This is a genomic window from Bacillus sp. DB-2, from assembly GCF_003315125.1.
Taxonomy (GTDB): domain Bacteria; phylum Bacillota; class Bacilli; order Bacillales; family Bacillaceae_G; genus Bacillus_A; species Bacillus_A mycoides.
In genome coordinates this window covers 26242-38790 of record NZ_QNRN01000012.1, presented here as the reverse complement: position 1 = coordinate 38790, position 12549 = coordinate 26242, and the positions used below count along the sequence as shown (strand labels likewise).

General features: G+C 38.2%; 12 protein-coding genes and 1 pseudogene. 7 read left to right on the top strand and 6 right to left on the bottom strand.

Annotation, left to right across the window (positions count from 1 at the left end; genetic code table 11):
- Nucleotides 1–17 precede the first annotated feature (17 nt).
- On the bottom strand, nt 18–920 hold the full coding sequence (locus tag DET63_RS20110) for a fumarylacetoacetate hydrolase family protein (protein ID WP_002125896.1): 903 nt from the start codon (nt 918–920) through the stop codon (nt 18–20).
- Nucleotides 921–1163: 243 nt separating this feature from the next.
- Here DET63_RS20110 and DET63_RS20105 point away from each other — a divergent pair, with 243 nt between their 5' ends.
- The 7 genes from DET63_RS20105 to gerPF all read left to right on the top strand — a co-directional run bounded on the left by DET63_RS20105 (nt 1164) and on the right by gerPF (nt 3424).
- Nucleotides 1164–1343, top strand: a complete 180-nt coding sequence (locus tag DET63_RS20105) for an aspartyl-phosphate phosphatase Spo0E family protein (protein ID WP_002087032.1) — start codon at nt 1164–1166, stop codon at nt 1341–1343.
- Nucleotides 1344–1439: 96 nt separating this feature from the next.
- On the top strand, nt 1440–1661 hold the full coding sequence (gene gerPA / locus DET63_RS20100) for a spore germination protein GerPA (protein ID WP_001111190.1): 222 nt from the start codon (nt 1440–1442) through the stop codon (nt 1659–1661).
- 14 nt (nt 1662–1675) lie between these two features.
- Nucleotides 1676–1882: a spore germination protein GerPB gene (gerPB, locus tag DET63_RS20095; RefSeq protein ID WP_001012505.1), complete on the top strand. Its 207-nt coding sequence runs from the start codon at nt 1676–1678 to the stop codon at nt 1880–1882.
- 67 nt (nt 1883–1949) lie between these two features.
- Nucleotides 1950–2564 (top strand): spore germination protein GerPC, encoded by a 615-nt coding sequence (gene gerPC, locus DET63_RS20090; protein ID WP_113937654.1) that lies wholly within the window; start codon nt 1950–1952, stop codon nt 2562–2564.
- 6 nt (nt 2565–2570) lie between these two features.
- Complete coding sequence (gerPD, locus tag DET63_RS20085; protein WP_001052805.1) at nt 2571–2765, top strand: spore germination protein GerPD; 195 nt, start codon at nt 2571–2573, stop codon at nt 2763–2765.
- A gap of 14 nt (nt 2766–2779) precedes the next feature.
- Nucleotides 2780–3166, top strand: coding sequence for a spore germination protein GerPE (locus DET63_RS20080; protein ID WP_113937653.1), 387 nt, complete (start codon nt 2780–2782; stop codon nt 3164–3166).
- Nucleotides 3167–3208: 42 nt separating this feature from the next.
- The gene (gene gerPF, locus DET63_RS20075) at nt 3209–3424 is read left to right on the top strand and encodes a spore germination protein GerPF (RefSeq protein WP_001141566.1); all 216 of its coding nucleotides are present in this window, start codon (nt 3209–3211) and stop codon (nt 3422–3424) included.
- A gap of 55 nt (nt 3425–3479) precedes the next feature.
- On the opposite strand, the gene DET63_RS20070 is transcribed toward gerPF, so the two are convergent.
- The 5 genes and pseudogenes from DET63_RS20070 to lepB all read right to left on the bottom strand — a co-directional run bounded on the left by DET63_RS20070 (nt 3480) and on the right by lepB (nt 12503).
- Nucleotides 3480–4187 (bottom strand): DNA alkylation repair protein, encoded by a 708-nt coding sequence (locus tag DET63_RS20070; RefSeq protein ID WP_113937652.1) that lies wholly within the window; start codon nt 4185–4187, stop codon nt 3480–3482.
- 96 nt (nt 4188–4283) lie between these two features.
- Nucleotides 4284–4561, bottom strand: a pseudogene (locus DET63_RS20065) (RNA polymerase alpha subunit C-terminal domain-containing protein).
- Between the two features lie 23 nt (nt 4562–4584).
- Nucleotides 4585–8310 carry a helicase-exonuclease AddAB subunit AddA gene (gene addA / locus DET63_RS20060; protein WP_113937651.1) on the bottom strand — a complete coding sequence of 1242 codons (3726 nt, stop codon included), beginning with the start codon at nt 8308–8310 and terminating at the stop codon, nt 4585–4587.
- Nucleotides 8307–11822 carry a helicase-exonuclease AddAB subunit AddB gene (gene addB / locus DET63_RS20055; protein WP_113937650.1) on the bottom strand — a complete coding sequence of 1172 codons (3516 nt, stop codon included), beginning with the start codon at nt 11820–11822 and terminating at the stop codon, nt 8307–8309. The genes addA and addB overlap by 4 nt, the downstream gene beginning before the upstream one ends.
- Before the next feature lie 117 nt (nt 11823–11939).
- Nucleotides 11940–12503 carry a signal peptidase I gene (gene lepB, locus DET63_RS20050; RefSeq protein ID WP_113937649.1) on the bottom strand — a complete coding sequence of 188 codons (564 nt, stop codon included), beginning with the start codon at nt 12501–12503 and terminating at the stop codon, nt 11940–11942.
- Between the last annotated feature and the right edge of the window lie 46 nt (nt 12504–12549).

Genomic DNA, 12549 nt, shown 5'->3' with positions numbered 1-12549 from the left:
ACAAGATAGCTCTTTTTTCATTTCACTATATTTCTTAACGTACCAATTCCCTCTACTGTAATAACAACTTCATCACCAGCATGTAAAAACTTCGGTGGTGTAAAACCTTTACCAACACCAGCTGGTGTCCCTGTTGCAATGATATCTCCTGGCTCTAATGTCATGCCTTTACTTATAGTTGAAATAATCTCTTCTACTGAAAAAATCATTTCTCTCGTATTTGAAGTTTGCCTTACTTCTCCATTTACCACTGTTTCAATGTGTAATGCATTCGGCGTTCTAACCATCGATTTATGAATTAAATACGGTCCCATCGGACAAAATGTATCGAAACTTTTCCCTAGGAAAAATTGTTTATGTTTTCTTTGAATATCCCGAGCAGTTACATCATTTATAACTGTATATCCAAAAACATGATCAAGAGCTTTTTCTATTTTTATTTGTTTCCCTCGCTTACCGATAACGATTGCTAGTTCACCTTCGTAATCAAGTTCATTCGTCGCGTGAGGGTGACCATTAATTTGCTCATCAATTCCAATCACTGTTGTTGGCGCCTTTGTAAAAATCATTATATTTTCAGGGATAGACTCTACTCCGCCCATTTCTACCGCATGCTCACGATAGTTCTTTCCAACACAAAGAATATTTTTTCTCGGCCTTGGAATCGGTGCTAATATTTTCACCTCTGCTAACGGATAATACGCCGATCCCGCATTTTCCTTCGCCCAATTTACAATATCGTACACTTTCTCAAGACATTCGCTTCCTCTTTCAATACACTCTAACATGGTAATTGGGATAGTAACCTTTTCCCCTTTTTGTCTTTGCGCTTCTCTTAAATGTAATACCTTTTCTTCCTCTTCATCCACAATACCTACAAATACTTTTTCTTCTTTCTTCGCCGTTACAAAACGCAACATTTCCACTCTCCATCCTAAAACTCATACCCTATAATTGTATTCGCATCCTTAAGAAAAAAACCTTCTTACACACGCTAATTTTTACAATATTCAACCATTCTTACATTTGTTCCTCATCCGTTATTTGACATAAAATGTAGAAATTATACTTTTTTTAGCGAAGATGTTTCTTTTTTATGGGATTTTTGTATAATATGTACTACATATATACATAAAATTTATTGAGAGATGGAGCCGATTTCAATGTTTGAGCAAGCTATCGAAAAAAAACGCGAAAAAATGATCTATTTTGCTGAACGCTACGGAATGACTTCTCAAAAAACAGTAGATTGTAGCCAGGAATTGGACAGGCTCTTAAATGTTGTTTGGCCTATACATACAGATTGCACACATACTCAAATGTTCGAAACACATACGCAATAACGTATGTGTTTCTTTTATTTCGAAAAAATACACATTTTATTGAAAATGCCCATACAATAGTAGAAAAGAAAATTTTAAAAACGAAAGGTGTTTTGTATGCCAGCTATGGTCGGACATATTCGTATCGTTAACATTGGATCAAGTGGTATTTTTCATATTGGAGATGTATTTGCGATTAGGCCTATTAGTTATTCACGCGCTTTTGCCGGAGCCGGTTCATTTAATGTTGGGGATAACGTCTCTGTCTACAATTATCAAAGCTCAACGACCGTCAATGATTCAGATGTAATTGATCAAGCAATAATTGGTTCGAACTAAAGGGGGCGATTGCATTGAATTTTTATGTGAACCAAAGTATCATCATTAACAGCATTAAAATCGATAGCATTACGACCTCTTCCGTTTTTCAAATTGGAACTGCAGGTAGTATTAAGGCTCTTTCTAAATTCTCAAATTCTGGCGGATTTACAGAACCGCTTCGCCCTTTACATGCGAAAGGACAAATTATTTCCATCAAACCATCAACTAGTTCTTCTTAAGGTATCCTTGTCATAAATATATAGCAGGAATATATTTCCCCTCCCTATTGAAAAGGAGGTTTCACAAATGAATCAAGATATATATACTTACCTACACCAACTTCAACAAGCTCTCCACATACAGCAGCAAACTATTCTAAACCTTGAAGAGCAAGTTCGCCTACTACAAGAAGAGCTTAATGAGTTAAAAAGTCGTCCCTCCTCTTCTATAGGAAAAGTGGAATATAAATTCGATCAATTAAAAGTAGAAAATTTAAACGGCACTTTAAATATTGGCTTGAATCCATTTTCAACAAAAGGGCAACAAATTGAAGATTTTCAAGTGGATACAGAAACATTAAAAGTAAATCCTGAAACAGAAACAAATCCAGACTTTTATCAAGGTATCCTCCAAGAAATGCATCGCTATTTAGATGAAGAAGCGTATAGTCGAATTCTCCATTTTGAACAAGAAGAGAGAACGCCGCTTGATGAGATGTATCGACAAATGATGGTGGATGACATAAAAAAACAGATGGAACATAGACTTCCATATTATTTATCACAAGTTCAATCGTATGAGGGTATTTCCACAGATCCCGATTATTTACGAGACATCATTATTCAAGCGATGAAACAAGATATTGACAAGGCGTTCCTTTCCTTTATTCAACACATACCGGGCAATTTCCGAAAGGAGTGAGTATGTATGAATTTAAATGTTGTAAACCGCGAGTTAAAAGTAGGCCAGATTAAAATGAACGGGGTTTCTTCTTCCGCATTATTTTTAATTGGAGATGCAAACCTTCTCATCCTTTCTTCTATTCTTGATACGCCATTCGAATCTGTTACAGAGGGACCATTTGTACCATTAGTAACAGATGTCCCTCCGACTCCAGGTTGAGGAGAGGAAAAATTATGCTCCGTCATACTTCAATTGTACAAAATGTTTCTATCATTTCTATGGGGGTTTCAGCCGTCTTCCAGGCCGGGGATTCTAATCAAATAGAATTAAAAAATAGAGCACTTATCGTTCATCGAGAAATCCCTTGTTATATAAAAGGTGAAGGTCGTTTTGATGCGTTTGAAATCTTTACAGATGAGTACATTACAATTCCAAAGCGAACAACAGATGTAAAAATGAATATTGTAAATGAGTGCCCTTTTATTGAAGTAAATGATGTTCACTTGCGAACCCTTTTAAATTCCGCGTGCTTCCAAATCGGCAATGTTGACTATGTTTTTAATAATTCTCGTACGCTACAAATCCGCCAATTTATTACTGATGAACCTTCCTCTAAATAATTCATATAGTAATTAAAAAGCTTAGTAAAGTAGGTGGATGGTATGCCTTCGGTTGTAGGAAATCTCGTCGTTCAAAACAGTAACGGCTCTTTCAACTTAGGAGATTTTTATAATGTGTCTCCGAAAGAAAATACGAAAGCTTATAACGGATCCGGGGCTTCCAATGTCGGATTTGTCGTCAATACTTTTAACGGCGTTAGCGCAACAAATACATTTGATTCTGATGTGGCAGATCAAGATCAGATTGGAACAGCGTAAAAAAGAAACAGCCTTAGCTCTATTTTGTGTAGAGCTAGGGCTGTTTCTTTTAATTTTAACATCTTACATATTTACGTTTGAATCCGAGTCTTCCTCTATCAAGTTCTTTATGAATACTTTCGTAAGCATTTAGAAAACTGCTTTTTTTGTTGTCCCGTTTTAGCTCCACTATGCCTACTTCCTTTGCAGTTTCAACTGCCTTTTCATGTAGCGGCACATATGAAATCCCCACAGTGTTTAGAAAATTATTCATAGCGGATTTCGTTCGTTCTGGCGCATCGTGAATTGTATTTTTCACAACTTCTAGCATACTGGTAATCTTACTTCCGGAAAATTCATGGTCTTTTCGATTCCCTAAAAGCCAGCAGTAGCAACTCCAGCCCGCGGACATTCTTAGTTCGTTACCACTTGCAATCCATTTATCAGCAACGTCTTGTGCAAAATCTGATTCTGATAAAGTTACTGCCACCACATAATCGGACAGCATATAAAAGTACGCCCCATCCATCCAACGATCAAAATCCGATTCATTCATAATTTTTGGGTCTGCAATAATGCCTGCAAAGTACATTGCATCGTAGTTACCTGTGGCATACAGCTCTTCAGCTAAACTTTGATTTATTTTTATTTTCTTTGCGATTGGTTTCATAGCACCTGTAGCTACGCCAAAAAGTGGATCCTTTGCACCATTGGATATGTATATTTTTTTAGTTCGTTCCTTGCCGAGAGTTTCAAGCTCTTGCATTACTGTTTCAAAATCCATAGTGTTGCACTTCCTTCCTTAATATTATAATCAATTCGATTATATAAACTAATCATTAGTTTAAGATGCTACTCCTCACTAATGATTAGTTTTTCTTTATTGAAATGATAATCCCTTATCTTCTAAAGCCGCTCTCAATTTAGGTAAAGATGCTGGTCCTATACCGTGCAGTTTCAAAATTTCTTTTTCACTATACTTTGAAAGTTCTGCTTCAGTCTTTATTCCATGGTGCTCTAACGCTCGCCTTGCTGGTGCTGAAAGAAGAGAAAGAAAGCCTTCTTTTGGCTTTCTCTCTTTCTCACAGGTTGGGCAAGTTGGACAATCGCTACTTTGTAGTACTCGTGTCCTTGATCACAAGTTCTTAACGTCGCCATAGTCCATAACCCCTTTCTAAGCTCTATTCGTCAATATTTACAACATGATTTCCATCAAAGAAATATAAACATTTCTCTTTCACAGGATGTTTTAAGCTTTTCTCGAGTGCTTTTGCATATAGTGAAAGCTGTACTTTGTATCGGTCTTCTAAAATTGGTTTCGCTTGATCAAATCCGCCTGGGAACTTTCCTTCAATCGTATCTGTTTTAAAGTCGATTAAAGTAATTCCGTCTTCCTCTTCGATCATGCAGTCGATAACCCCTTGGACAAGTATTGATTCGCCTTTCTTCCCTTGCCAATCTTGATACGCTTCTTCTGCTGAAAGCATCATCGTAAATGGTACTTCGCGCTCAACACTTTTTGCTGCTAATACCCTTTTACCTAAGTCACTGTCAAAGAATGAAATTACCTTTTCAATCGCTATTTCTTCAGCTTGTTCAAATGTTAATAGCTCTTTATTTACCATTCTTGCAATTTGTTCTTGAAGAACTTCAATCGTAATTGGTTTCTTCAAATCTACATGCTGCATAACGGCATGGACTGCTGTCCCTCGCTCTGCGTATGTTAGCCCTTTTTTCTCCATAAAGCGCGGACGTGTTTTAATTGGTGCACGAAGTTTTTTAATAAAGGCGTTATCGCTACCTTCTTCAGATTGATAATTCCTCTTTATTTCTGTAACAGACTGTTTCGCACGGTGAGATGTCGCGTCCGCATACCCGTATTCCCACATCAATCTGTCGTACACTTCTTCTTTCCGTTCACTTTCTAACGGAACAGCTTTTTTATCACGAAGCGCTTCTAATAACTCTTGTTTCTCTTCTTGAACTGGTTCTGGTGCAAGTAAATCTTTTCCTTCAACAACTTCTACTTTCCAGCTAGCACTATATTCATAAATTTCGCCTGGAATATTTCCTTGTCCTAATTCAAGAAGCATTTCACTATCACGATGTCTATATAATGAAGGTGCAATCCAGTCTAAATAACAAGACGCTCCGGCACGTATATGGTCTGGTAATAACCATTCACTATGCTCCCTTGCATCGAGCCATTTTTCCATTTCTTTATTGGCATCTTTAACCGTTCCAATTAAAATTAACTTCTCTTTCGCACGCGTTAACGCTACGTATAACACGCGCATTTCTTCCGCGATTAATTCCATTTTCATTTTACGCTTAATTGCTAGTTGCGATAATGTCGTATATTTAATTCGTTTACGAGGATCGATAAATTGTGAACCGAAACCGAAGTCTTTATGCAGTAAGAAACGTTTCATTAAATCTTGTGTATTAAAACGACGACCTAGTCCCGCTACAAATACGACTGGGAACTCTAGCCCTTTACTTTTATGAATCGTCATAATACGAACGACATCTTCTTGTTCACCTAAAGCTCTCGCCGTTCCCATATCATCACCGCGTTCTAAAATACGCTCAATAAAGCGCAAGAAGCGGAATAATCCTCTAAACGATGTTGCTTCATATTGTCTTGCGCGATCATATAGTACACGCAGGTTTGCTTGCCTTTGCTTTCCGGCTGGTAAACCGCCGACAAAGTCGTAATAGCCTGTCTCACCGTACACTTTCCAAATTAAATCAGAAAGAGATTGTTGACGCGCAAATTCACGCCACCCTTGCAGTAAGTTATAAAACCACTCTAATTTATCATGCAGTTCTTGTTCTTCTTCAAGCGGCGCTCCCTTTAAGAATGAGCTCATCACTTCATAAAACGAGCCTTTCTTTCCATGAGCACGAAGCGTCGCAAGTTCTTCGTCATTTAGTCCAACGATCGGTGAACGAAGTACAGCTGCAAGCGGAATATCTTGCATCGGGTTATCAATGACGCGGAATACGTTCATCATAATATTTACTTCTGTCGCTTCAAAGTAACCAGTCGCAAGGTCAGCATATACCGGAATTCCTTGTAGTTTTAACTCTTCCATAATTTGCGGCGCCCATGGCATGGAGCGAAGTAAAATAACGAAATCACGATATTGCACTGGGCGCATACTATCGGTTTTACGATCATACACTTCATAGCCTGAATCGACCATTGCTTTAATACGCTGCGCCATAAGACGAGCTTCAAGCTGCGCTTTTTCTACTTCGGCACCTTCTTCACCGTCTTGCACTTCTTCCTCAGTTTGCTGAATACATAATAGCTCTGCCGCTACATCTTCACCTTCTGGATAGCTAGCACCTAGCTTTAATTCAGCGTCAGCATCATAATCGATTTCGCCGACTTCTTCGCCCATAATTTGTTTGAAAATAAAGTTCGTACCTGCTAGCACTTCATGACGGCTACGGAAGTTTTTCGCTAAGTCAATCTTCATTCCGCCGCCCGATCCTTCTTGTGTGAAACGTTTATATTTTCCTAAGAATAAACCAGGCTCTGCTAGTCGGAAACGATAGATTGACTGTTTTACGTCACCAACCATGAACAAGTTTCCTTCACTCTCGGAATCTTTCGTTACAAATTTAATAATTGATTCCTGTACGAAATTCGTATCTTGATATTCATCGACTAGTACTTCAGCAAATTTATTACGATATTGAAGTGCTACTGCTGACGGCTTCATTTCACCGTCTTCACTTTGCTCGCTTAAAATTTGCAAACAGAAATGCTCTAAATCTGTGAAATCGACCATTCCTTTATCTCGCTTAATCGCTTGGAAACGCTCTGTAAATACTTTTACAAGCTTCACGAGTTTTTCTAATACAGGATGCATATCTTGAAAATCTCGTAAGAAACTTTCGGGTCTGCGGCTAAATAGCTCTTCTTGTAATTTCTTCACTTCATCTTTCGCTTTATTACGAAGAGAATCTACTTGTTTTACAACATCTTCGTTGTAATCACTTTTTTTAATACGCTTTAACGTTTGCCACGATACATTTTGCATCGCTTCATAAACGCTTGTCCACGATCCACGCGCTGCTGAGGATAACGTTCCAAGTAAAGCTAAATCCGCTTGTAAAGTTTCAACGCGAGGCGCTGGACCATCAGGAAGCATTGCGAGTTCAGTCGCCTTACGAATATGCTTTTCCGCTGTTTCAAGCTGAAACTTCACATCCTCTAATAAGTAAGAAGCGTACACTAAATCTTCAATCGTCTTTCCTTCAACGTCGTATGCTTCTACTAATTTATCAAGCCACTTCTCCGGGTTTGGATGCGCTCTTGATTCTGTATGAAGCGCTAAAATCATTCGTTGTAAGTCATCGTCACTACGGTCACTCGTATAACGATCAACTAGTTCAAAGAAAATACTATTATCTTCGATTCCATATTCTTCTTCTAATATGTCATCTAGCACTTCTTCTTTTAATAACTCATTTTCTGTTTGGTTCGCAATACGAAAACGAGGATCGACATCAAGCATGTAATAATATCCTCTAATAACTTGTAAACAAAATGAATGAATTGTAGAAATGGAAGCTTTATTTAATAAGCTAAGCTGCTTTCTTATATGCTGTGAACCTGGCCCATCAATTAATACTTTTTCTAACGCTTCCCCAATTCGATTTTTCATTTCTTGCGCTGCTGCATTCGTAAATGTTACAACGAGCAGGCGGTCGACATCGACTGGATTTTCCTCACTTATAATCTTTTTAATAATACGTTCAACTAATACCGCTGTTTTCCCTGATCCAGCTGCCGCTGCGACTAAAATATCACGTCCGTTCGCTACAACCGCTTTCCACTGGTCATCTGTCCATTGACTACCTTCTGGTTTCTGAGGCCAATTTTCTATCATTCTCCGCCAACCTCCTCTCTAATTTTCTCCATCGCTTCGCTATCTTTCATATCTTTTAACGTACGGAATTGGTTATCTTCAAGTGATTCATCAAATTGACAAACAGATTTGAAGTTACAGAACGTACATGCCGCTTTATTCCCCTTTTTGTAAGGAGCAATATCGATAACACCTTCTGTAATGTCTTTTCCGATATTTTCAAACGAGTGGTGTACATATTTTTGAAGTACGTTAAACTCTTGTTCACTTGCAATGCTAGAACGCGCACTAAAACTACCATCTTTTTTCAGACCAGCAGAAATAATATCAGAGCTTCCTGTTGAAAGTTTATTATCCATTAAACGCACAACGTCAGCATCTCCTAGTACGAGACCTTTCATTTTAAATTTCTTTAAAATTTCTTTCTCAATTTCTTCTTCAGATGCATCGCCTTTCATCTCAACAATCGGGTTATGAATATGGAAATACAATACACCCGCCGGTGATGCAGTACTGCCCTTTTTCATCCACGTATGTGCATTTGAAGTAACAACATCTAAATACGTTAACATTTGAAGTGCGAGTCCGTAATACACTTCTGTTAAATCTAACGCTTTCGAACTTGATTTATAATCAATAATACGAAGGAACGTACCACTCTCATCTTCCGCCTTATCAACACGGTCAATACGGCCAACTACTTCCATCTTCACACCATTTGGCAACGCAAATTCCATTGGTGGAAGAGATCCAGTCCCGCCCATACCGAACGGTACTTCTAAATCAACTGGTACAAATCCACTCGACTTCGCATGTTCACGAAGAATAAGTGACGTACGGAAAATGATTTGTTGTAGTTTTTGCTTTAAATAGAAATGACGGTTCGAACTTAATAAAATTTGTCTTTGTAATAACGGTGCAATTTCTTCTATTACTAAAGCAGAAAGGTGTTCACACTCTTTTATTGATAAATCCGCCCAAGTCCGATTTTCACGTAATAACTTGTCTGCAATTCTCTTCAGCGCCGCATGGAATAACTCACCGATATCTGGCGCATCAAGTTTGAAAATATCACGCTCTCTTAGCGATAAACCGTGCTGAGCAAAATGAGCGTACGCACAGCGATTAAATAGCTCCATACGAGAAACGCTTCCCTTAATTGTATCTCCATATAAATCCCTACTTACATCTGTACTTAGTTTCTGTGCACGATTTCGGTAGAATAAACTTGATAACACACGGCTACTTTTTTGCTTCCATTCATCTGAAGTAACGTAGAAGTTATATACGTCCCACCAAAAGTCTAAATTGCCTTCAAATCCGTAACGCTTCCACGTTTGCAATTGCTGCATGACATAAGACAACGTTACTTCTGGCGTTGCTACATATGAGATTTGTTCCGAACGCGATAAGTCATTTACATCATTCGTAATAAACGATTCTTTCACATCAGGGAACATTCTTTTTATTTTTTTAATAAAACTAGAAGCAAGTAACGTCTTTCCTTCTTCATCCGCAAGCGGACAGGAAATGTATAACTTCTCAGATGCTCTCGTCACCATTTGATACATAACGAACTGTTCTTCTAATAAAGTTTGTCTCGTCGTTGGTGCTAATTCGATACCTGCAGCGGTGAGAACATTTCTTTCCTCATCAGAAAGCATACCTTCATCCATAGGCGCTGCTGGAATCACTCCTTCATTTACTCCAATAATGAACGTCGCTTTAATATCTGATAATCTAGAATGATCAATATTAGCAACTAACACTTGATCTAGTGACGGCGGAATGTTCGCAAATTGAAGTGCCTCAAGACCTGTCGACATAACCTCCGTAAACATTGAAAGGGACATCTTCTCTTCGCCAAGCATCTCAACGAACGTATCAAGAAGATTCATCACTTCTTCCCATACTTGCTCATGGTCTGTCGCAAATAAGAAATCTCCATTTTCTTCTGCACGAACACGTAATTCTTCTAGTTTTTTCGGAACGTCAAGCTCCTCTAAAAATAAATATACCGCTTCGCACATTTGCATAACTGTTCCAGCACGCTTCAGTCTTTTTTGCATACGAATAACTGGCGTTCTTACAACGTCGCGAAGTCGATTTATTTTCTCTTCCATTTCACGCTCACTGTCTGTTATCATTTCGCTCGCATCATCAAGAGAACGATAACGACGATACATCCACGGATCTTCAGAAGTCCATCTCTTCCCTTGTACACCGTACGCTAAACAGTAGTTTTCAAACTCATCCATCTCTTCGCGCATCGCTTCTTTTCTTACATCTAATGGATATAAAAGCTCTGTTTTCACGCAGCGAAATACTGCATCATAACGCCAATTCCCGCTAATAATCTCGAGTGCAGAACGAATACATTCTACTAGCGGATGATGTGACATTGGGCGTTTTTCATCGATGAAATGCGGGATATTATAATCCGTAAATAACGTTCGCATTACGTCGTAATAACTTTCTCCGTTACGAAGAAGGACTGCGATATCTCGGTAACGATAGTCTTCATCCGCCACAAGTCTTCTAATTTCACGAGCTACCCCTTCTACTTCAGCTCGTAAATTAGCTGCTGTACTAATTGTCACACTCGCTTCACCGTGATACTTTTCATTCGGACGCGCTTCATAATGCGTTTCTAAATGAGCTAATGCTGGAGAATGAAAACGCGGTTGTTCCATAAGTGGAATTGTTTTTTCAATTTCTATTTTCTCTTCACGCGCTACTTGTTTTATTTTTTCATACGTTAACGTCGTTTCATAAAATAAATCTAGTTCATTCACTGGCTGCGCTAACGTTTTTTCATCTATCGTTAATGTTATTGTTACTCTTGTTCCTAATTTCATTAGCCCTCTAACGATTTCTAGCTCTTGAGGAGAAAATGAATGGAATCCATCTATATAAATTTCCGCGCCTTTTACATACTCAGAGTCTGAAAGCTTCTCAATTAATAATTGTAAGTAGTCTTCTGAATCTAAATACTTTCCGATTAAAGCACGTTCAAAATCATCATATAATAACTGTAAATCATACACTTTATTCGCTAGTAGCTTTTGCTCTGCACTACTGCTATGTGTGTCTAATTGTTGCCACATTTCATATACGTTAGACGGCGTCACATTGTAACGTTTAAACTCAGCAATCATACTACCAAGATGTTCAAAGAAACCGTTTTGCTCCGCTGCTTTTTGAAACACAGATAGTCCATCTTTACGAGACTCTACAATTTTACGAAGCAACATATGTACACCAGCTTCATCAATATGAAGACGACTCGCTCCGCCAACTTCTTGCAGCACCTTCCACGCTAATCGCGAAAAACTAAAAACTTGTGCCCGAATAGAACCTCTTACATCTTCACTCCCAATTAACGCCTGCTGCGTTTGGAATGTCATCTGTTCTGGCACAAGATATAATATTGTTTTCCCTCTTGGGCGCTGTTTTAACTCTTCTTGCACTTCGTGTAAACAAAGTGTACTTTTTCCACTTCCAGCTCTACCAATCACAAATCGAAGTGACATGTAACCCCACCTTTCACTTACATAACGAACGTTAGTTTGCTATCACAATTGTATTATAGGACGATAAAAAAGACAAACATACTCGTTTGTCTTTTCCTTATACTTCATTTTATTATATCAGCCTTTTGAAAAATTCGTTTGTACCTCTTGAATCGGCCAATATCGTAAATCAACTTTACCGACAACTGTATCAGCTTTCACAAAGCCGAAGTGCCTACTATCCCAACTACCAAGGCGGTTGTCACCAACTACAAAAATAGAACCGGGTGGTACAAACTTTTCTTTCGTTAATTCTTCTAATTTAAAATCACCTGTTAATTGCCGTCCATTCGTCTCTTTCTTATACGTCTCTAAATAAGGTTCCTCCACGAATTGTCCGTTTATATATAATTTATCATGCTTATATTCGATATGATCCCCAGGTAAACCGATAATTCGCTTTACATAGTCCTCTTTTTTATTCGCATGAAAAACGACGACATCAAATCGATTCAAGTCCCCTACTTGATAACTCACCTTATTCACAACGAGCATATTTCCATCTTGCAATGTCGGCATCATTGACTTCCCCTCTACAACGTACGTTGAAAAGAAAAACGTTCGAAAAAATACAGCTAATAGTACACCAATTAAAATTGTTCTTATCCACTCTAGCCCTTCTTTTTTCAAAGTTTTCTTCATTCGCTTCTCCCCTCGCCCTTTAATAATTAAGCTTGCATTTATAAAG